We start from the raw sequence: 19,783 nt of genomic DNA, 5'->3' as shown, positions 1-19,783 counted from the left end.
GTGCGTGCCGGCTGTGCATTCACCCACACTACCCAAACCCTGGATCACGACAACATGGCAGAGCCGTTCGACCTTTCCCGCCGCAAGGCCCTGAAACTCCTCGCCGGTGCGCCGATGCTGCCGTTAGGCGGCCTTGCAACGGCATCGATGCTGACCGCGTGCGGCGGCGGAGGCGACGGGCTGGCGGCGACGCCGGTCAAGCCAGTGGCCAACTTCGTCTCCGCGGCATTCAGCGGCATGGCCGCGCCGACGCTGGCGGACCCCGCCGCGATGGCGAAAACGACGGTCGCCTCGACACTCTCGGTGCAACTGAGCGATGGCAGCAGCCGTACCTTCAAGCTCGCGTACCAGCCGTTTTTCGTGACCGGCGACGTGGTGCCGAACATCAAGGGCGGGACGATTCTGGCCGGCGGCTACTTTGATATCAACAATCAGCCGATCGTCGATAAATCGGTGGCGGGCAAAGAGCGCCAGTTCTATTCGGACTGCCCGGACGGCAGTTCGCTGATTCGTCTAGACAAGCCCACGGTGAAGGGCCTTAAGGGCAATGCAGTATTCGCCGTCGTGCAGTTCGAATACGCGACCCGCGATCAGAGTCTGAAGTCGATGTATGGCCAGTTGCCGTCGCCGATCGCCGTGCTCACGCTCGATCAGGATCCGGCCACCGGCAAGCTCACGCTGGTGGGCTACCACAACGTCGACACGTCGAAGGCGCATGGCTTGTGGATCACCTGCGGCGCGAGCCTGTCGCCGTGGAACACGCATCTGTCGAGCGAAGAGTACGAGCCGGACGCCGCGACGATCGCAAGCAACAGTCAGTTCAAGGGCTTCAGCCGCAGCCTTTACGGTGACGAAACCACCGCCAATCCCTATCACTACGGCCATCTGCCGGAAGTGACCGTCAATCCCGACGGCACCGGCACGATCAGGAAACACTACTGCCTCGGCCGCATCTCGCACGAACTGATTCAGGTGATGCCGGATAAGCGCACCGTATTGATGGGCGATGACGCGACCAACGGCGGCCTTTTCATGTTCATTGCTGATCGCGAGGCCGATCTGTCGGCGGGCACGCTGTATGTCGCAAAGTGGACGCAGGTGTCGTCGAGCGGGGCTGGCGCGGCAACGCTTTCCTGGATCAATCTGGGCCACGCGACCAGCGATGAAATCGAGGCGCTCGCCAATCAACTGAGCGCGAGCGACGTCATGGACGTCGCGACCAAGGACCCGGTCGATTCGACCTACACGAAGATCAACTACAACGGCACCTTCAACTGGGTGCGCGTCAAATCGGGCATGACGAAGGCGGCGACCTTCCTCGAAACCCATCGCTACGCAGCGTTGGCGGGCGGCAGCATGGGCTTCACGAAGCTCGAAGGCACGACGGTCAATATCAAGGACAAGGTGCTGTATTCGGCGATGTCACGCATCGAGAAATCGATGGTGCGCGGTCATGCCGCATCGACCGATGTCGCCATCGACAAGGCGATCAACGCCGGTGCGGTTTACGCGCTGAACATGAAGGGCGGCCAGCGCGACCGCAGCGGCAGCGCGATCAACAGCGACTGGGTGCCGGTGGACATGGCGGCGCCCGCGGCGCTGGTCGGCGAGGATCTGTCGTCCGCCGACACGCTCGGCAACACGGCGAACCCGGAGCGCATTGCGAATCCGGACAACCTCAAGTTCTCGGAGAAACTGCGCACGCTCTTTATCGGCGAAGACAGCGGCATGCACGTCAACAATTTTCTGTGGGCTTACAACGTCGACACGAAGACGCTCTCACGTGTGTTGTCGTGCCCTGCGGGCGCGGAGTCCACAGGCCTGCATGCGGTCGACGAAATCAACGGCTGGACGTACGTGATGAGCAACTTCCAGCATGTCGGCGATTGGGAAAGTCCGTTGCACGACAAGATCCAATCGACACTCGATCCGCTCGTGCGGGCCAACTATAAGGACCGCTTCGGCGCGACGGTGGGGTATCTGACGGCGGACCCGGCGGGGATCAAGTTGTAGGGGCGTAGGGGCGAGTAGGGCGGCGCAACCCGCCGCCTCAACTCCGCTTGCAGAAAATCGCCGTCACGAGCGGCGCCACCCGATGCACGATCGCTGTGCTGCCGGCCTCGGTGAGCGCGGCCTGGACCTTGGATTCGCTGCCGAACACCACGACGCCATAGGCGGAGCGGGCCACGGGTTCACCGTCGCCGACGCGAAACATTGGGTCGTCTTTCTCGTAGCCGACCACCGCGAAAACGTGAAAGCCGAATGCGGTCAGGTCGGCGCCCTGCGCCGGCGAAAACGCATTGATCGAGTTGCTTTCGACCCGCATTGGCTTCGGATCGATCAACTGCTGCTGGGCGAGATCGGCAATGAACTGATGACCACTCTCATTGCAGGCGAGCGGTGCGTCGAGAGCGGCAGCATGACTGCTGAGCGGCAGCGCGGCGGCAGCCAGCGCAAGGAGTACGGACGAAAAGAAGCGTTTCATATACGTGAATGGCGGCCCGCGTTCGATGTAGTGAGTTCGCAACGGGTGGCGGCGATGCACCGCACCTCTAAAAGACATTGCGCATCGAACTAATCGGGCGTGACAGGCGCAACTGGATTCGCACTTTAACGTGATTCGGCATATCTTGCCCGGCGTCTGACACGTATCGGCAACAATGAGCGCTTAAGAAAACGTTAAGGAAGGAAGCAAGGTTTTACGATCCCGTATATATTTCCGGGTTATGAATTCGCGACCATCAATTCCAATTAACGTTCCGGCCCCCAGAACATGGGATGCGAGGCTCGCCCGCCGACTAGTCACGCCGCTCGTCAACACGTGGGTCACGCCGAACCATCTGACCACGCTGCGCCTGCTGATCGGGCTTGCCGGCGCGCTCTGTCTCGCCCACGGCGGATTTGTCTGGGCCAATGCGGGCGCCTTTCTGATCGTGCTGTCGAACTTTGTCGATCACACAGATGGCGAACTCGCGCGCATCGGCGGAAAGTCGAGCCGGATCGGTCATTTTTACGATCTGGCTTGCGACGCGCTCGTGACCGTCATGTTGTTCATCGGCATGGGTGTCGGTTCGGCGCAGGTCGGCTCATTGAAAGTTTCACCCGGCTGGCTGGGTGCCGTGGTGGGCGTTGCGGTCGCGCTGATTTTCTTCCTGCGCATGCGCATCGAGGAGATGGCGGGCAAGGCAGGGACCAAGCAGGCAACGGTCGGCGGTTTCGAAACCGAAGACGTGCTGTACCTGCTGCCCATCGTCACGCTGACAAGCGTCGTCATGCCGTTCGTTGTGGTCGCGTCGATCGGCGCGCCGCTGTTTGCCGTCTGGGTGGTGGTCGATTACTGGCGCGTCGCGCGCCGCGCCGCACGCTCGGAGGCCGCCCCCGTCAAGGCGTCTGAAACCAGTCAAATGTGGGCCAGTGAATGAGTATGCACGCCGAAGACGACGTGATCGCAGCAAATTCAGTTGAACGTTCGCCGGCCTCCTCGTTGGCATCGTCGGCCGTGCCCGCGCCGAATGCCGATCGCGCCGTAGCGAGCCGCACGCGCACGTTCGACACACGCCGTCTCTCAAAGGATTTCACCGATCAGGGCGCGTTCCTGTATCTGGAAGATTTCCTTGCGCCCGAAGTCACCGCCCAGCTCGTGCAGAGCGCGCGCGGTCTCCTCGACGAAGTGAACCGCAACTATCTGCCGGGCCACAAGCAGGGCGGCAGCGTCAGCCGTCATACGATCGATCGTCTCGCGCCGTTCATCGCCGAACTGTATCGCTCGAAGGAGCTGATCGGCTGGCTCGAGCAACTCAGCGGCGACAAGCTGCAAGTGTCGCCTGCGGACGATCCACACGCTTACGCGCTGTACTACTACACGCGGGCCGGCGACCACATCGGCTGGCACTACGATACTTCGTACTATGACGGCCGCCGTTATACGCTGCTGCTCGGCGTGATCGACGAATCGTCATGCCGGCTCGATTACGAATTGCATACGCGCAATCCGGACGTGCCGGATCAACCCGGCTCGGTGCAGATTCCGCCGGGCGGCCTGGTGTTCTTCGACGGCGACAAACTGCGTCATCGCATCACGCCGGCCGGCGCAAACGAAATGCGTGTGTCGCTTACCTTCGAATACGTCACCGACCCGAACATGCGGCCGTGGCGCCGTTTCATCTCGAACATGAAGGACGCGATCGCGTACTTCGGTTTCCGCCAGGTTTTCCGTCAGATGACGAAACGCCGCAAGGACCCCGCATGACACGCGCGGCCCTGATTCTGCTGTCGATCGGAACGGCGCTCTTTGTCGGCCTGCTCGCGTGGCAGGGTTTCGGCTCCGTGGCCTCGGCGCTGGCCGCGGCCGGCTGGGGACTCGTGCTTGTCGCGGCGTTTCACCTCGTGCCGCTGGTGCTCGACGCCGGCGCAATCTCGGTGCTGTTCCAGCGTCAGCATGACGGCGTGCATCACAACGCGACGGTGCGCGACGCATTGTTCGCACGCTGGATCGGCGAATCGGTGAATAGCCTGTTGCCGGCCGGCCAGATCGGCGGCCCGGTGGTGATGGTGCGGCAACTGTCCCAGCGCGGCATGCGCATGCGTGACGCGGCCGCAGCCGTTACCGTCAGCACCACGGCACAGGCGGTCGCGCAAATCGTCTTCGCGTTGCTCGGGCTGCTGCTGTTCGGTGCCTACGCCGCGCACGGCGCGCTTCACGATTTGCGAACCGCTACGCTGATTGCCACTGGCGTTCTGGGCGCGATGATCGCGGGCTTCTACTATGCGCAGCGGCACGGCCTGTTCGGTCGATTGCTGGGCTTGGTCTCGAAGCTGTTTGGCAAGCGCGACTGGTCGTCGCTGATGACGCGCGCCGAAGCCGTCGACACCGCCGTGCAGGGCATCTACCGCGAGCGCGGCCGCGTCGCGGCAAGCTTCGCACTGAGTCTGGTGGGCTGGATCGTCGGCACGGTCGAGGTGTGGCTCGCGCTGCGCTTTCTCGGCCATCCGGTCGACTGGGTGGACGCACTGCTGCTCGAAAGTCTCGGCCAGGCAATTCGTGGCGCGGCGTTCATGATCCCGGGCTCGCTCGGTGTGCAGGAAGGCGGCTATCTGTTGCTCGCGCCGCTCGTGGGTTTGCCGCCGGATGCGGCGCTGGCGTTGTCGCTCGCCAAGCGCGCACGTGAAATCCTGCTCGGTTTGCCCGGACTATTGGTGTTGCACTTCAGCGAACGAAGCTGGCAACGGCGGCGCGCCACGGGGCGCGTTCCGGCTGTCGATTAATCTCCGAATTTTTTAAAGGACTGTGCATGCGTGCCATCATCCTCGCAGCGGGCCTCGGCCTGCGTCTTCAGCAACCGCCGCAGGCACAGTTCCCGAAGTGCCTGTTGCAGTTCGACGGCATGAGCCTGCTCGAACGGCATCTGCAAATGCTGGAAACCGCCGGCGTGACCGACGTCGTGCTGGCGCTCGGTTTTCAGCCGGAATCGGTGCAGGCGGAACTGGAGCGGATCAATTGGCCGCATAAGGTGGAAACGGTCCTGAACTCGCGTTACGACCTGGGCAGCGTGTTGACGGTGCACACGGTGGCCGAGGCGCTGACGCGCGGCGGCGATGTGCTGCTGATGGACGCCGACGTGCTCTACGACGAGCGCATTCTGAACGCGCTGGTGAAGGGTGAGACGGTCAACCGCCTGTTGATCGACCGTGACTTCGAAGCTGGTGACGAACCCGTCAAGCTGTGCCTGAAAGACGGCGTGCCGGTCGAGTTGCGCAAGCAGCTTGCCGTCAACCTCGACTACGACACCATCGGCGAATCGGTGGGCTTCTTCCGCTTCCGTCAGGAAACCGCGCAACGTTTTGCGGAGATCGTTGCGGGCTACGTGGATAGCGGCCGGGCCAACATGCCGCACGAAGAAGCGGTGCGCGACCTGCTGCTGGAACGCAGCCAGGTGTTCGACACGGCCGACGTGACCGGCGCGCCGTGGATCGAGATCGACTTCCCGAACGACGTCGCTCGCGCAAGCACCGAGATTCTGCCGCAGCTGCAACCGCTGGTCAGTGCATCGCGCTAAGTCTCGTCAAGTCTCGCTTCTGAATTACCGCTGTATTGCATGGTGAGCCGACTGTATGCCGGCTTACCATCGCGTCGATCTTCTCCCCTTCTGTTTTTTCGCAATCAACTCAGCTTCGTTGCGCGCTCAACTATTGGGCGGCAGATAGCAATGCGTCGTCTGTGCAAGTACGAAAAGGCTTCACTTAACAACATCTGTTGTCGATGCGATGCCATAATCGCAGCTTTACACCGACGGCCTTGCAACCCGTCGTCATGCCAATGCCTCTCGCTTTAGGCACTTTCATCGTTCCGCTGATCGTCGCATGTGCGATGTTCATGGAAAATGTGGACGGCACGGTCATCGTGACGTCGCTGCCCGTTCTGGCGCGCGATCTCGGCCAGGACCCCATCACCCTCAAGCTCGCCGTGACGGCTTATGTCATCGGCCTCGGCGTCTTCATTCCGATTTGCGGCTGGGTTGCTGACCGCTTCGGTTCGCGCACGGTGTTTCGCACGGCAATCGGCGTCTTCATGGCCGGCTCGCTGATGTGCGCGGCGTCCACGTCACTCGGCACCTTCGTGGTTGCGCGCTTCGTGCAAGGCCTCGGTGGCGCGATGATGGTGCCGGTGGGGCGCATCATTATTTTTCGCTCGGTGCCGAAGTCGGACTTCATTCGCGCGGTCAACTATCTGACGGTACCCGCGTTGCTCGGGCCGGTAGTTGGGCCGCCGCTGGGTGGCTTCATCACGACCTACCTGCACTGGCGCCTGATCTTCTTCATCAACATTCCAATCGGCCTGCTGGGTATCTGGCTCGCGAACAAGCACATCGCCAACGTGCGTGAAGCGCATCCCGGCCGGCTCGACTGGACTGGCTTCGTGTTGTCGGCGAGCGGGGCATCGCTATTCATGCTGGGGCTCTCGCTGGTAGGCGGCGAACTGGTGTCCAACACGGTATCGGTCAGCATGTGTGTGATCGGCGTGTTGCTGCTGGTGGTGTACGTGCTGTACGCGAACCGCGTCGAATTGCCGGTGCTCGATTTGCGGCTATTGCGCATTCCGAGTTTTCACGCAAGCGTGGTGGGCGGCTCGCTGTTTCGCATCGGCCTCGGGGCAGTGCCGTTTTTGTTGCCGCTCGCCTTGCAGGAAGGTCTGGGCATGACCGCGTTCAAGTCGGGGTCGATCACCTGCGCGTCCGCATTCGGCTCGATCTTCATGAAGGCGGCTGCGTCGCGCATTCTCGAACGGTTCGGTTTTCGCACGGTGCTGATGTTCAATGCCGGTTGCGCGGGACTCGCGATTGCCGTCTACGGTCTGTTCTTTCCCGGTACACCGCATTGGTTGATCTGGTGTGTGGTGCTGTTCGGCGGCTTCTTCCCGTCCTTGCAATTCACCTCGTTGAATACGTTGGCGTATGCGGATATTCCAAGCCGCGACGTTGGCCGTGCGACGAGCGTGGCGAGTGTGATCCAGCAGATCTCGTTAGGGCTCGGCGTGACGATTGCCGGCATCGTGCTGCAAATCTCGCATAACGTGCAGGGTCATTCGACGATCGTGTTCTCCGACTTCTGGCCGGCGTTTCTCGTGGTCGGCTTGTTCTCGTTCCTGTCGATTCCCGTGACCGCGCGCTTGCCGCAAGGCGCCGGCGACGAAATCGCACGCGGCAGCCGCGGTAGCGCCTGAGTGTTCAACCCAGCGTGCGCTGCGCTTCGTGGTGCGGCGCACCGATTGTGTTCGACGCCGATTCGAGCACGGCTACTCGCGGCAATTAGCGTCGTTAGATAGGGTAATTTTTGTGTGCTGCAACATGCACCAAATGCGTGCAACAGCTTCGCAATTGACGGACTGGCATGTTATAAGCCCAAGGCAGCTTTCGTTATCGTCAGATGAAGAAGTCGTCTTGGGGGATATAACCAATGAAGTTGTTTCACAACGCCAAGCCGTCCGTTAGCGGACTTGCGCTGGTCGCACTCATCTCCGTTTCGAGCGGTTTTCTCGAAGCTACTCCAGCCTTTGCCAAAGCGCCCGAGAAAGCGCAGCCGGCAGTTCTCACGGCGTCCGCCATTGCGGTAGCCGACAAGTACAGCGCCGACGCCGCGGAACAGATCTTCAAGGAAGGCGGTAACGCCGTCGACGCGGCAGTCGCGATTGCCTTCACGCTTGCCGTGACGTATCCGGAAGCGGGCAATATCGGCGGCGGCGGTTTCATGACGCTGTATGTCGACGGCAAGCCGTACTTCCTCGACTATCGCGAACGCGCCCCGCTGGCGGCGACGAAGAACATGTACCTCGATGACAAGGGCGAGGTCATCAAGGGCATGAGCCTGTTCGGTTATCGCGCGGTGGGCGTGCCGGGCACCGTCGACGGCATGTGGCAGGCGCAGCGCCGCTTCGGCAAGCTCAAATGGAAGCAGGTGCTCGCACCGGCCATTCATTACGCGCGCGACGGCTTTGAGGTCAGCGAGCAATTGCAGCAACGCCGCGACGACGCAGCGAAAGACTTCGCCGGCAAGACCAACTTCGATACCTACTTCGGCAACCTGAAGCAGGGCGTCAACTTCAAGCAACCGGATCTCGCTGCGGTGCTGCAGCGCATTTCGGATCAGGGCGCGAAAGACTTCTATCAGGGCAAGACGGCTGATCTGATCGCGGCGTCCATGCGCGGTCACGGTCTGATTACGAAGGCCGATCTGCAACAGTACAAGGCGGTGTGGCGTCAGCCGATCCAGGCGGACTGGAACGGCTATCGCGTGATTACCGCGCCGCCCCCGAGCTCGGGCGGTATCGGTCTCGTGCAGTTGCTGAAGATGAAGGCCGACATTGCGCCCGACTTCAAGGACGTCACGCTGAACTCCGCGCAATACGTGCACCTGATCGCTGAGATCGAGAAGCGCGTGTTCGCCGATCGTGCGCAGTATCTCGGCGATCCGGACTTCTACAAGGTGCCGGTCGCGCAGCTGACCGACGACGCGTACATCGCCAAACGTGCCGCGGAAGTGAACCCGAATACGCCGTCGGATACGAAGAGCGTGCAGCCGGGTCTGGGCACGACGATGCCGGAGAAAGCGGAAACCACGCACTTCTCGGTGATCGACAAGTGGGGTAATGCGGTGTCGAACACGTACACGATCAACGGCTACTTTGGCTCGGGTGTGGTGGCGGATCGCACAGGCATCGTGCTGAACGACGAGATGGACGACTTCTCTGCGAAGCCGGGTGTCGCGAACATGTTCGGCGTGGTGGGCAGCGACGCGAATTCGATCGAACCGAAGAAGCGCCCGTTGTCGTCGATGAGCCCGACGATTCTGACGAAGGACGGCAAGGTGTCGCTCGTGATCGGCACGCCGGGTGGCTCGCGGATCTTCACGTCGATCTTCCAGGTGATCAACAACATCTACGACTTCAACATGCCGTTGCCGGAAGCAGTGGGCGCGATGCGCTTCCATCACCAGCTGTTGCCGCCGAACACGATTTTCTGGGAGCCGTACAAGCCGATCGACGGCGAGCTCGCCAAGCAGATCGAAGCCAAGGGCTACACGCTGAAGGGGCAGGATTTCAGCGGCGACATCCAGGCGATCAAGGTCAATGGCGATACGCCGGAAGCGGCAGCCGATCCGCGCGGCCGTGGTGTGACGCGGGTGATCCAGTAAGCGGTTGGCTTCAATCGCTTAGGTGCAGTTGAAAGTGCAGTTGAGCGGCGCGTCTTTGCTGATGCGCCGCATGCAGAAAAAAGCCTCGCGCTCAATTGAGTGCGAGGCTTTTTTATTTTCCACCACTGCCAGTCGAGTGAATCAGCTCGTCTGCTCCACCGGCGTCAAGGTCAATTCGAGCCGTTGCGCGCCGCGTAACACGGTCACGTTGACCGGCTTGTCGATACGCGAAACATCGAGCGTGCGTTGCAGGCTATCGACGTCTTGCACCGCAAGCGCATCGATCGCGACGATCGTGTCATCCGTGCGCAGACCGCCGAGCGCGGCCGGGCTGCCTTTGACGATTTCCATGACGTGCACGCCGCTCTCCGAACTCAGGCCGAAATAGCGTTGCACGCGGCGCGATAGTGGCCTCGTGGTGCCGGCCACGCCGATGTACGCGCGCCGCACGCGGCCGTGCGCGAAGATCTGCATGATGACCCACTTGGCTGTGTCGATCGCGGTGGCGAAGCAGATCGCCTGCGCGCCGGGAATGATTGCGGTGTTCACGCCAATCACCTGACCGGCAGAATTGATCAGCGGGCCGCCCGAATTGCCGGGATTGAGCGCGGCGTCTGTCTGAATCACGTCGTAGATCATGCGGCCCGAATTCGAGCGCAGCGAGCGGCCGAGCGCCGAGACGACGCCGGTCGTCACGGTTTGCGCGAGGCCGAGCGGATTGCCGACCGCGATCGCGATCTGGCCGACGCGCAGTTTCGACGATTCGCCGAGTTCGACGTGCGGCAAAGGCTCCGGCGAGCCGATGCGCAGCACGGCCAGATCGCTGCCGGGGTCGTCGCCGACCAGATCGGCGTCGAATTTCGCGCCGTCGGCGAGCGTCACGGTGATGTGCGTGGCGCTGTGCACGACGTGGCTGTTGGTGAGCAGATAGCCGTCCGGCGTGAACAGAAAACCCGAACCGGTGCCGCCGCGTGCGCCGCGGCTATCGCGCCCGGACGGCGCGCCGGGCAGCCGGCGTTCAACGGAAATGAAGGCGACCGCCTGCTGAACGCGTTCCAGCGCGCCGATCACGGTGCGGGAATAGGCGTCGAGCAGGGCGTCGTCGGATAAAGCGGTGAGTGGATCGGACCCGGGGGCGTCGGATGCGGCGCGCGACAGGTCATCGATGAAGCGTGGACGGCTTCCCATGGCGATGCTCCGGATAAACGGGAATCCAGATGCGGGGCGGCGGGCGGGTTTTTCAAGTGCGGACACACGCCATGCGAACCTGTCTGGCGCTACCATGCCAACAAGGAGATAGCCGCCATGAACTCGCCCGCAGCGTCGACAGAGTCACTCGAACCGCGCATCGAATCCCTCAGCGCCATCACGCTCGCCACCGGCAATATGCCCCGCGCGGTGCTGTTTTACGAAGCGCTCGGTTTTCCGATCAAATTCGGTGGTTCGCAGGAAGCGTTTACCTCGTTTGCATTCGGCGGTTCGTATCTGAACCTGATCGTCGATACGCGTGCGCCAGTCAACTGGTGGGGCCGCGTGATCATTTATGTCTCGGATGTCGACGCGCTCTACCGGAAGGCGCTGGCGGCGGGTTTAAAGCCGTCGCTCGAACCGTCCGATGCGCCGTGGGGCGAGCGTTATTTCCACATCACCGATCCCGACGGCCACGAACTCAGCTTCGCGAAACCGTTGCGTTAGCGCCGGGTGGCCGCGCTAAACTCGCTATCATGGCTGAGCTATAAGGCGCGCAAACCGCCGGCGAGCGTCCGTCGCCCCAAGGCGCGGCGGCCGCGCTGGTAACACGGTTGACACTTCGCGCTTCGATAATCGAACCCGTTCGCGACGCGTATGCGCCGCGCGCCTAACCATTTCCGTTGCCAGGAGAGTCGCAATGAAAGAGCTGGATCCGAGACCCGAGGCCGAAGTCATGGCAGAACGGCAACGCCGTTTCGAGGAGGACCTCATCGATGCCTACGACGAGGAACTCGAAATGGAGGTCGACGACCGTATCATTGACGGCGCGGACGGCTTCACGCCCGAGCATCGCGAGGCGCGCAAGGTGTACTTCCGCGAGCTGTTCCGTTTGCAGGGCGAGCTTGTCAAACTGCAGGACTGGATCGTGCAGACCGGCCATCGGCTGGTGGTGATTTTCGAAGGGCGCGACGCGGCGGGCAAGGGCGGCGCGATCAAACGCATCACGCAGCGGCTCAATCCGCGCGTGTGCCGCGTGGCGGCGTTGCCGGCGCCGAACAACCGTGAACGCACGCAATGGTATTTCCAGCGTTACGTGTCGCATCTGCCGGCGGGTGGCGAAATGGTGCTGTTCGACCGCAGCTGGTACAACCGCGCGGGCGTCGAGCGCGTGATGAATTTTTGCAGCGACGACGAGTACGAAGAGTTTTTCCGCTCGGTGCCGGAATTCGAAAAGATGCTGGCGCGAAGCGGCGTGCAGATTCTCAAATACTGGTTTTCGATTACGGACGAAGAACAGGAAATCCGCTTCCAGAACCGCATCCACGACCCGCTGAAGCAGTGGAAGCTGAGTCCGATGGATCTGGAAAGCCGGCGCCGCTGGGAAGCCTATACGCAAGCGAAGGAAGTCATGCTGCAGCGCTCGAATATTCCCGAGGCGCCGTGGTGGGTCGTGCAGGCGGTCGACAAGAAGCGCGCGCGCCTGAACTGCATTCACCATCTGCTGAGCCAGGTGCCGTACCACGAGATCGAGCACCCGCTCATCGAATTGCCGGCGCGGGTCTATCACGACGAATACAGCCGCCAGCCGGTGCCGTCGTCGATCATCGTGCCTGAAATTTATTGACCGATCTTCGGCTCGATTGAATGAAAAAAGCGCGGCACATGCCGCGCTTTTTTTAACTTCGCTGGCGCCGGACTTGCGCCCGGCACCAGCGATTTCAGCAGTTTCAGAACACCATCCGGAACAGCCAGTACAAGGCGCCCGCCAGCGCGATCGAGACCGGCAGCGTCAGCACCCACGCGAGGATCAGGCTGCGCACGGTGCCCCATTGCAAGCCGGAACCGTTGGCCGCCATGGTGCCGGCCACGCCTGACGACAGTACATGCGTCGTCGAGACCGGCAAGCCGTACATGTCGGCCGCGCCAATCGTCAGCATCGCGACCAACTCAGCCGAAGCACCCTGTCCATAGGTCAGATGCTGCTTGCCGATCTTCTCGCCAACGGTGACAACGATCCGCTTCCAGCCGACCATCGTGCCGAGACCCAGCGCGATGGCCACCGCGACCTTCACCCACGTCGGAATGAACTTGGTGGCGTGATCGGTCTGCGTCTTGAAGTTGTCAATAGCTTTGGCGTCTGCCGCCGAGAAAGCCGGCTGCTTGCTTTTCTCCATCAGACGAATGGCTTCGGACGCGACATACATGTTGTTGCGCACGTTATCGACGATGTTTTGCGGCACGGTTGCTATCGATCCCGACTCGCCGACCTGCTGGCCGATCAGGTCGGTCAGTTGCTGCAAGGCCGGCACCGTGGCGGGCGTCAACTGACGCGTGCGCACATAGGCTTCGACATCGCCACGCGGATCGGCGGACGGCGCCACGCCTTGAGTGTATTTGGCGAGCGTGGCCGAGGCCTGGTGCGCGACCGCGAGATATGTCTGCGTTTCTGCCGGTGTGACGGCCTTGTTCAGTGCGTACGCCGTCGGCACCGTGCCGATCAGGATCAGCATGATGAGGCCCATGCCTTTTTGCCCGTCGTTCGAACCGTGCGCGAACGAAACGCCTGTGCAGGTCAGAATCAGCAAGCTGCGAATCCAGAACGGGGGCGGTTCCTTGCCTTTAGGCTCGGCATACAACGCCGGAACCCGCACCACCGCCTTCAGGATCAGCAGCAGCAAGCCGGCCGCGAGAAAGCCGACCAGCGGTGAAAACAGCAGCGACTTGCCGACGCCGAGCGCCTGATTCCAGTCCACGCCACTCGTGCCGTTGGCGCCGTGCATCAGCTGATTCATCAAGCCAACGCCGATGATCGAGCCGATCAGCGTATGCGAGCTCGACGACGGTAGTCCGAAATACCACGTGCCGAGATTCCAGATTATCGCCGCGATCAGCAGCGCGAAGACCATCGCAAAGCCCGCGCTGCTGCCCACTTGCAGAATCAGTTCGACAGGCAGCAGCTGCAGGATGCCGAATGCGACTGCGCCCGATGAAGTCAGTACACCGAGGAAATTCCATCCGCCGGACCAGACCACCGCAATGTTCGGCGCGAGCGAATGCGTGTAAATGACGGTGGCGACCGCGTTGGCCGTGTCATGAAAGCCGTTGACGAATTCGAAGCCGAGTGCGATCAGCAGCGCGAAGCCGAGCAGGAGATAGGGCAGGAACGAGGCTTCGCGAACCGGTTCTAGATCGGTTGCCAGATGCACGGCGCAATAAGCAGCGCCGATCGCAATCACGACGAGGAAAACGATGAGGCTGAGATGACGCCCTTTTCCAGTTGCGGCGCCCGGTTGCGGGTACGAAAGTTCCGGCATGGCTTGAGCCCTAAAGTTTGTCGCGGAACTGCCGATCCTGCGGTGCCTGTGTGTCGTAATGATGACAATGGCGTGACCGTTATGCGGGACGGGCGTTCGCGGAAAGGTATATACAGATTGGCGCTACGGGAAAGGCTGCCGTCTGCGCGGCGCGGTGGAACGATAAGCGGTCCGAAAAGAACTACGCGCGAAGCGCGCCTCGGCAACGGAACGGATTTGCCGGTTCAACTGCCGCCGGGGTCGCAAATGAACTCGCGCGACCTAAGTGTTCGCTACAAATGCGACGGATTGCGGTCCATGCAACGCGCATTTGTCTTGCGGCCATCCTGGTGCAGTTTAGGCGACGCGTCGGCGGATATCCACCAGGACCTTTTTTTGCTAGGCTGACATCAAAGGGCCATCTGAAGGACATTCGATGAAGCGGGCGAGCCGGAAAATCGACAAACAGGCTGCGGACAGCAAGCCGGCCGGCGTGGAACCCTCAGCGGAGGCAGCCTTTGCGTCGTACGCGGCGCCCCTTGTCGATGACGCGATCGAACTCGCCAATGCGGTGCGCGAAGACGCGTCGCCGGAAGCGCTGCACAAACTGCGTGTGTCGCTGCGGCGGTTGCGCTCGTTGTGGTGGGCGTTCGAACCCTTGCTGGACAAAGGCGAGAATACGCGTCAACGGGCGCTGTATAAGTATTTAGCCACTGCCGCCGGCAAGACGCGGGATTGGGACATTCTGATCGAACTGATCGCGCAGGAGGAGCGCGTTGCGCATGAGATGACGCCCACGCTCCAGGCAGCGCGCGGCGGCGCGTTGGAGACGAGCCGCGAAACGCTTTCGAACGCGGACGTCAAACATTTGCTGCAAGACGCCTTGACCAGCGCCAATAAGGAATTGAACACCGCCCGTGAGCGCGTGCCGCTGCAAAAATTTGCCGACAAGCGCGTGACCGCTTCTGAACGTTCGCTTAAGAAACGTATAAAACGTGCGTCTCAAGCGAAGCGCTCCAACTACACCGCATTTCATGACGTCAGAAAGGCGGGCAAGAAAGTGCGCTATCTGCTCGAGTTTTTCGAGCCGATTCTGAGCGGCAGCCACAAACGCACCCTGAAGCGGTTAAAGCAGATCCAGAAGCGTTTCGGCACGCTGAACGATATCGTCGCAAGCGAAATGTTGCTACGCGACAATACGGACTTGCTTGCTGGGTCCGGCGACACCGATGCAGCGCTTGACTGGCTGAAGAAGGAGCGCAAACGCAAGATGCGCTCGGCGGCAGGACTGTTGCGCAAACTGTGATGCGCCTTGAAGGGCGCTCGCACGCAAGCCGTTTTCTCAGGCGGGGTGATCACTCAGGACTTGCCCCGGTGCTTTAGCCGCGTCGTGGGGCAAACCCGCGCAGCGTTACCGCGCCGCGAACTTCACCGTAGGGCTCCGGCTTGCTTTTGCGGGTGGTCTCATCCGTTTGCGGGAGAGGTTCGACGGGAAACCCGCGCCTTTGCCAGGCGTCGAGGCCGCCCCTCAGTGCACGGATCCGCGTGTAGCCGTTCAGGCGCATCCGTTGCGTGATCTCCATGGCGGTCGCGCTGTCCGGGCAAATGCAATAAATCACCATGTCATAGACGAGCAGCGCGCCGTCGATCTGCTCAGGCGAGTGCGGGTCGAGCACCAGCACACCCGGGATGGCGCGCGGCGCTTCACCAGTTGAGGCGGGTGGGCGGGCATCCAGGACCTTGGGTGGCGTGATGCGCCGCCATCCAGCGAGTGTCGCTTGCGAAGCAGCCGCGGAGGCCGCGTCCGCGAGACGGCGTCGTTCGCGGCGTCGCTGCTGCAGGCGGTACACCAGATAGGCCAACGCTGCGGCCAGCAGGATGTCGAGTACCGTGCCGCCACGTGCTTTGACGAACGCGAGCAGCATATGCAATTGTCTTTCCGCCGCGGCGCCGCCGAGTAGCCAGAAGGTGGCCCACACCAGGGCGCCGACGAGGTCCCATAAAGCGTAGATGCGGCTGTCCACCGCGGTCGTGCCCATGAGCGGCGGCGTGATGAGTCCTAGTCCGGGGACGAACTTCGAGATCGACACGAGCCCTACGCCGAAGCGCTCGAATAGCGAGCGGGCCTTGTCGACCCTGGAATCGATCGCCGGGGAGATCCGGCCGAGGGCGGCGATCAGTTTGCGGCCGTAGATGCGGCCTGCGGTGAACCACGCACCGTCGCCGATGAGCGCGCCAAGCACGGCGGCAAACAGGATCGGCCAGAAAGACAGCGTGCCGGCGGCAATCGCCGAGCCCGCGAAGAGCAGCACGGGGACCGCGGGGATCGGCAGGCCGAGCCGAGTCAACAGGACGTTCACAAAAACGAACACGCCGCCCCAGGTTGACACCGCCGACGACGGAAACTCTACCAATTGCGGAACTCCTGTTGTGACGGTTGGGCCGCGCTGCGGCGGGAGCGTGTTTTGCCGGGTTGCAAAGTGCGTTCCTGAGAGCGTTTATCTATGCGCGCGTTCGGTTCGTGTCCAGGGTGGGATTCTATTTCGATCAGGATACTCGATGAGCCTGCGGGCAGCGCCGGGCTGCCCTGCGTGAGCGTAAGCCGGATTCGCGCAGGTGTTTCGTGTAGACAGATTCCTGTTCGATCTGATGGCGCTCCTTCTCTTTGGCGGGTGCCTTCTCTGCAATTTCGTTCAAGACTGCACGTGTCCGCCGCCGCTAACGTGTCTGCTCGTTCAACGGAACAGGACAGTAGCATGAGCTCACGGTACGTCGGATACCTGTTTTGCGCGCTGGCGATGATCGGCGTCGGCAGCACGGTGGTCGTCAGCAAATCGATCGCAAGCGGACTGCCGCCGTTCAGCGCGACCGCACTGCGCTTTGCCATCGCGTTTCCCCTGTTTGTGCTGGTGATGCGCTGGCGTGGCGTACGCTGGCCACGTCTCGATCGACACGATACGTTGCTCGTGATCGCCCAGGCGGGGGCGGGCAGCGTCGGTTATACGGTGTTGCTCATCAGTGGCATGAAGCTCGCCTCGGCCGCCGATGCCGGCGTGATTGCCGGCACCCTGCCGGCTGTGTCGGCCGTGGTCGCCATGCTCGCGCTGGGTGAGCGCCCCGCGCCTGCGTTGATCGGTGCGATTGGCCTCGCCACCCTGGGCGTGCTGGTGTGCACCGTGCGTATCGACGATTTCACCACGCCGCATGCCGCCAGTTCGCTGACAGGTAACGCGCTGGTGTTCGCGGCGATCGTGTGCGAGGCGCTCTTTATCCTGCTCAATCGCAAGTTGCACACGCCGGTCGCGCCGCTGCCGCTATCGGCGTTGATGTGCGGCATCGGCTTCGCGGTGGCGCTCGTGCCGGCATGTTTCGAAAGGCCCTGGAGTATGCCGTTCAATGCGAGCGCCCTGAACGGTGTGCTGTACTACGCGCTCGTGCCGACCGTGGCTGGCTTTGTTCTCTGGTATGCGGGGGCGGCGCGCATCAGCGGCGCGGAAGCGGGGCTCATGACCGCGCTCGTGCCGGTGAGCGCGGTGGCGTTAGCCGCGGTCGTGTTGCGCGAGCCAGTAAGTGCGGCGCAACTTGCGGGCGTTACATGCGTGCTTGGCGCGGTGTTGCTGGCCACCTTCGGTCAGATGCGTACCGCGCACAGCACCGCGTGAGGCGAGGGCCAATGCCTCAGCCTGATTCACGGTGCGGCCGAACCGCTATCAGGTATTGGCGACCGCCACCACGCCCGGATTGCCCACGATCGACAAAAACTCGCGACGCGTCGACGGATCGGTACGGAACGTACCCAGCATGCGCGAGGTGACCATTGTGACGCCGGCCTTGTGCACGCCGCGGGTGGACATGCACTGATGGGCGGCTTCGAGAATCACGCCGACGCCTGCCGGTTGCAGCACTTCGTTCAACGTATCGGCGATCTGCACTGTCATCTTTTCCTGGATCTGCAGGCGCTTGGCGAATGCATCGACGAGGCGCGCCAGCTTCGAAATACCGACCACCCGATGCTCGGGCAGATAGGCAACGTGTGCGCGCCCAATGATCGGCACCATGTGGTGTTCGCAATAGCTTTCGAAGCGGATATCTTTCAGCACGATCATTTCGTCGTAGCCGTCCACTTCTGAAAAGGTGCGGGCGAGGATCTCACGCGGATCGATCTGATAACCCGCGTAGAACTCCTCATAAGAGCGCACGACGCGAGATGGCGTATCGATCAGGCCTTCGCGCTCGGGATTGTCGCCGGCCCAACGCAGCAGCACGCGTACTGCTGCTTCAGCTTCTTCACGGCTGGGGCGGTCTACTGCGGCCGCGGGTTTGGTTTTCTTCGCTTTGCTGCTGGCCATCCGTCGCTCCTCTGGGATTGCGCGTCGACGCTAAACGGAGCGCGCGGGTTCAATGAGTGCGGCCATTGTTCCATGTTTTAGGCCGCATCGTGTCGATGCCCCCTCTCGCGGTCGGGGCGTGTGATTACTTTGGCCACTCGTCCATGTCGTCGTTGAAGAGTTCGGCGACGATACCGCGCAGCCAGCTCGCCCGCGGATCGTTATGAAACTTGCGATGCCAGTGCTGCCGCAGATCGAAGCGCGGCAACGGCAGCGGCGGCTCGACCAGCGTGATCGACGCATGCTGCGACACGTACGCGAAGCCGATGGCGTGCGGCACTGTGGCGAGCAGATCGGTGCGCGCGAGGATGAACGGCAGACTCATGAAGTGCGGTGTTTCGAGGACGGCGCGGCGCTTGATGCGCTTCTTTTCCAGGTAATGTTCGAGGACTTCCTGACTGCGTCCTTCGGCGCGCACGACGGCGTGGCCCGACGCCACGTACTGAGCCAGTGTGAGGGGCGCCTTCGCAAGGGGATGCCCCGTGCGCATCAGGCAGATGAACCGATGGGTGAAGAGCCGTTGCTGGAAGAAGTTATTGCCCGACAGATCGGGGAAATAGCCCACGGCGAGATCGACGTCGCCCGATTCGAGTCCACGTTCCACGTGCGAGGGCGAGAGCGACACCGAGCGCAGATTCGCATGCGGCGCGCGTTCGGCGAAGAGTTGCAGCAGCCGCGGCAGGAAGACGATTTCGCCGACGTCGGAGAGTGCGAGGGAGAAGGTATGGGTGCTGGTAGCGGGATCGAAGTCCTGCACGTCGAGCATGCCTTTCTCGATGCGCAGGAGCGCATCGCGGGCGGCGGGGAGGATGGCGAGCGCGCGGGGTGTGGGTTCCATGCCCTTTGAAGTCCGCACGAAGAGCGGATCGTCGAAGTATTCCCGCAGGCGGCCTAACGCGGTGCTCACTCGGGGTTGGCTGACGCCCAATTGCTCCGCCGCGCGGCTGACGTTGCGGGTGTCTTCCATTGCTACCAGGTAGGGGATTAGGTTTAGGTCCAGGGTTGTGTCGGACATGCTGGTTTTTTTGCCTGCGGCGCTTTGGGGGGGGTATTTCGGAGGTGGATAGAGGGTAGTTTAATAATCTGGATTCTGGATAGTGGTTTTTTTGCCTGTTCGGCGTTTGTTGTCAGTGATCTTGGCGGTTTGGTCTTTCCTTGTTCTGGCTTTGGTGCCTTTCCTTGAATTGTTAGTGGTCTATTAGCGTTGCCCCTGTGCGGGGCGGC

Annotated in this window: 17 protein-coding genes; 11 read left to right on the top strand and 6 right to left on the bottom strand. The window is 62.1% G+C overall.

Going from position 1 to position 19,783, the window contains the following annotated elements:
* Positions 1-54 precede the first annotated feature (54 nt).
* Positions 55-2,013: a PhoX family phosphatase gene (locus M0D68_RS00085; RefSeq protein ID WP_266223466.1), complete on the top strand. Its 1,959-nt coding sequence runs from the start codon at positions 55-57 to the stop codon at positions 2,011-2,013.
* Between the two features lie 37 nt (positions 2,014-2,050).
* On the opposite strand, the gene M0D68_RS00080 is transcribed toward M0D68_RS00085, so the two are convergent.
* Positions 2,051-2,485 (bottom strand): hypothetical protein, encoded by a 435-nt coding sequence (locus tag M0D68_RS00080; RefSeq protein WP_200621764.1) that lies wholly within the window; start codon positions 2,483-2,485, stop codon positions 2,051-2,053.
* Between the two features lie 241 nt (positions 2,486-2,726).
* Between M0D68_RS00080 and M0D68_RS00075 the strand changes: the two genes are divergently transcribed.
* The 6 genes from M0D68_RS00075 to ggt all read left to right on the top strand — a co-directional run bounded on the left by M0D68_RS00075 (position 2,727) and on the right by ggt (position 9,687).
* Positions 2,727-3,422: a CDP-alcohol phosphatidyltransferase family protein gene (locus tag M0D68_RS00075; protein WP_266223465.1), complete on the top strand. Its 696-nt coding sequence runs from the start codon at positions 2,727-2,729 to the stop codon at positions 3,420-3,422.
* Positions 3,419-4,249, top strand: coding sequence for a 2OG-Fe(II) oxygenase (locus M0D68_RS00070; protein WP_200652939.1), 831 nt, complete (start codon positions 3,419-3,421; stop codon positions 4,247-4,249). The genes M0D68_RS00075 and M0D68_RS00070 overlap by 4 nt, the downstream gene beginning before the upstream one ends.
* Positions 4,246-5,265 carry a flippase-like domain-containing protein gene (locus M0D68_RS00065; protein ID WP_266223464.1) on the top strand — a complete coding sequence of 340 codons (1,020 nt, stop codon included), beginning with the start codon at positions 4,246-4,248 and terminating at the stop codon, positions 5,263-5,265. Before M0D68_RS00070 ends, M0D68_RS00065 begins: the two co-directional genes overlap by 4 nt.
* A gap of 26 nt (positions 5,266-5,291) precedes the next feature.
* Positions 5,292-6,056 carry an NTP transferase domain-containing protein gene (locus M0D68_RS00060; protein WP_200652941.1) on the top strand — a complete coding sequence of 255 codons (765 nt, stop codon included), beginning with the start codon at positions 5,292-5,294 and terminating at the stop codon, positions 6,054-6,056.
* A gap of 260 nt (positions 6,057-6,316) precedes the next feature.
* Positions 6,317-7,720 (top strand): MFS transporter, encoded by a 1,404-nt coding sequence (locus M0D68_RS00055; RefSeq protein WP_200565425.1) that lies wholly within the window; start codon positions 6,317-6,319, stop codon positions 7,718-7,720.
* A 233-nt stretch (positions 7,721-7,953) separates the two neighbouring features.
* Positions 7,954-9,687 carry a gamma-glutamyltransferase gene (ggt, locus tag M0D68_RS00050; RefSeq protein WP_093637232.1) on the top strand — a complete coding sequence of 578 codons (1,734 nt, stop codon included), beginning with the start codon at positions 7,954-7,956 and terminating at the stop codon, positions 9,685-9,687.
* Positions 9,688-9,828: 141 nt separating this feature from the next.
* Here the strand turns inward: ggt and M0D68_RS00045 are convergent, their stop codons facing one another.
* A complete protein-coding gene (locus M0D68_RS00045) occupies positions 9,829-10,875 on the bottom strand; it encodes a S1C family serine protease (protein ID WP_266223463.1) in 1,047 nt (348 codons plus the stop codon).
* A 117-nt stretch (positions 10,876-10,992) separates the two neighbouring features.
* Between M0D68_RS00045 and M0D68_RS00040 the strand changes: the two genes are divergently transcribed.
* Complete coding sequence (locus M0D68_RS00040; protein ID WP_256456805.1) at positions 10,993-11,382, top strand: VOC family protein; 390 nt, start codon at positions 10,993-10,995, stop codon at positions 11,380-11,382.
* 193 nt (positions 11,383-11,575) lie between these two features.
* A complete protein-coding gene (ppk2, locus tag M0D68_RS00035) occupies positions 11,576-12,502 on the top strand; it encodes a polyphosphate kinase 2 (RefSeq protein ID WP_093637223.1) in 927 nt (308 codons plus the stop codon).
* A 103-nt stretch (positions 12,503-12,605) separates the two neighbouring features.
* On the opposite strand, the gene M0D68_RS00030 is transcribed toward ppk2, so the two are convergent.
* Positions 12,606-14,192, bottom strand: coding sequence for an inorganic phosphate transporter (locus M0D68_RS00030; RefSeq protein WP_266223462.1), 1,587 nt, complete (start codon positions 14,190-14,192; stop codon positions 12,606-12,608).
* Between the two features lie 415 nt (positions 14,193-14,607).
* Between M0D68_RS00030 and M0D68_RS00025 the strand changes: the two genes are divergently transcribed.
* Positions 14,608-15,477: a CHAD domain-containing protein gene (locus M0D68_RS00025; RefSeq protein WP_256456804.1), complete on the top strand. Its 870-nt coding sequence runs from the start codon at positions 14,608-14,610 to the stop codon at positions 15,475-15,477.
* Between the two features lie 73 nt (positions 15,478-15,550).
* Here M0D68_RS00025 and M0D68_RS00020 read toward each other — a convergent pair whose 3' ends face one another.
* The gene (locus M0D68_RS00020; protein WP_266223461.1) at positions 15,551-16,585 is read right to left on the bottom strand and encodes a VTT domain-containing protein; all 1,035 of its coding nucleotides are present in this window, start codon (positions 16,583-16,585) and stop codon (positions 15,551-15,553) included.
* Between the two features lie 342 nt (positions 16,586-16,927).
* Between M0D68_RS00020 and M0D68_RS00015 the strand changes: the two genes are divergently transcribed.
* Complete coding sequence (locus tag M0D68_RS00015) at positions 16,928-17,833, top strand: DMT family transporter (RefSeq protein WP_266223460.1); 906 nt, start codon at positions 16,928-16,930, stop codon at positions 17,831-17,833.
* A gap of 48 nt (positions 17,834-17,881) precedes the next feature.
* Here M0D68_RS00015 and folE read toward each other — a convergent pair whose 3' ends face one another.
* A complete protein-coding gene (gene folE, locus M0D68_RS00010) occupies positions 17,882-18,520 on the bottom strand; it encodes a GTP cyclohydrolase I FolE (protein WP_054040621.1) in 639 nt (212 codons plus the stop codon).
* Between the two features lie 124 nt (positions 18,521-18,644).
* A complete protein-coding gene (locus M0D68_RS00005; protein ID WP_211708482.1) occupies positions 18,645-19,574 on the bottom strand; it encodes a LysR family transcriptional regulator in 930 nt (309 codons plus the stop codon).
* Positions 19,575-19,783 lie beyond the last annotated feature (209 nt).

It is taken from the genome of Paraburkholderia sp. SEWSISQ10-3 4, assembly GCF_030464785.1.
In the GTDB taxonomy this organism is placed as follows: Bacteria; Pseudomonadota; Gammaproteobacteria; order Burkholderiales; family Burkholderiaceae; genus Paraburkholderia; species Paraburkholderia aspalathi.
The sequence above is the reverse complement of the archived record's forward strand: the minus strand, read 5'-3'. Positions and strand labels throughout refer to the sequence as shown.

What these genes read in the sequence shown, in the direction of transcription:
- M0D68_RS00085 (WP_266223466.1), top strand. Translation starts at nt 55, where the DNA reads ATGGCAGAGCCGTTCGACCTTTCCCGCCGCAAGGCCCTGAAACTCCTC.
- M0D68_RS00080 (WP_200621764.1), bottom strand. Translation starts at nt 2,485, where the DNA reads ATGAAACGCTTCTTTTCGTCCGTACTCCTTGCGCTGGCTGCCGCCGCG.
- M0D68_RS00075 (WP_266223465.1), top strand. Translation starts at nt 2,727, where the DNA reads ATGAATTCGCGACCATCAATTCCAATTAACGTTCCGGCCCCCAGAACA.
- M0D68_RS00070 (WP_200652939.1), top strand. Translation starts at nt 3,419, where the DNA reads ATGAGTATGCACGCCGAAGACGACGTGATCGCAGCAAATTCAGTTGAA.
- M0D68_RS00065 (WP_266223464.1), top strand. Translation starts at nt 4,246, where the DNA reads ATGACACGCGCGGCCCTGATTCTGCTGTCGATCGGAACGGCGCTCTTT.
- M0D68_RS00060 (WP_200652941.1), top strand. Translation starts at nt 5,292, where the DNA reads ATGCGTGCCATCATCCTCGCAGCGGGCCTCGGCCTGCGTCTTCAGCAA.
- M0D68_RS00055 (WP_200565425.1), top strand. Translation starts at nt 6,317, where the DNA reads ATGCCTCTCGCTTTAGGCACTTTCATCGTTCCGCTGATCGTCGCATGT.
- ggt (WP_093637232.1), top strand. Translation starts at nt 7,954, where the DNA reads ATGAAGTTGTTTCACAACGCCAAGCCGTCCGTTAGCGGACTTGCGCTG.
- M0D68_RS00045 (WP_266223463.1), bottom strand. Translation starts at nt 10,875, where the DNA reads ATGGGAAGCCGTCCACGCTTCATCGATGACCTGTCGCGCGCCGCATCC.
- M0D68_RS00040 (WP_256456805.1), top strand. Translation starts at nt 10,993, where the DNA reads ATGAACTCGCCCGCAGCGTCGACAGAGTCACTCGAACCGCGCATCGAA.
- ppk2 (WP_093637223.1), top strand. Translation starts at nt 11,576, where the DNA reads ATGAAAGAGCTGGATCCGAGACCCGAGGCCGAAGTCATGGCAGAACGG.
- M0D68_RS00030 (WP_266223462.1), bottom strand. Translation starts at nt 14,192, where the DNA reads ATGCCGGAACTTTCGTACCCGCAACCGGGCGCCGCAACTGGAAAAGGG.
- M0D68_RS00025 (WP_256456804.1), top strand. Translation starts at nt 14,608, where the DNA reads ATGAAGCGGGCGAGCCGGAAAATCGACAAACAGGCTGCGGACAGCAAG.
- M0D68_RS00015 (WP_266223460.1), top strand. Translation starts at nt 16,928, where the DNA reads ATGAGCTCACGGTACGTCGGATACCTGTTTTGCGCGCTGGCGATGATC.
- folE (WP_054040621.1), bottom strand. Translation starts at nt 18,520, where the DNA reads ATGGCCAGCAGCAAAGCGAAGAAAACCAAACCCGCGGCCGCAGTAGAC.
- M0D68_RS00005 (WP_211708482.1), bottom strand. Translation starts at nt 19,574, where the DNA reads ATGTCCGACACAACCCTGGACCTAAACCTAATCCCCTACCTGGTAGCA.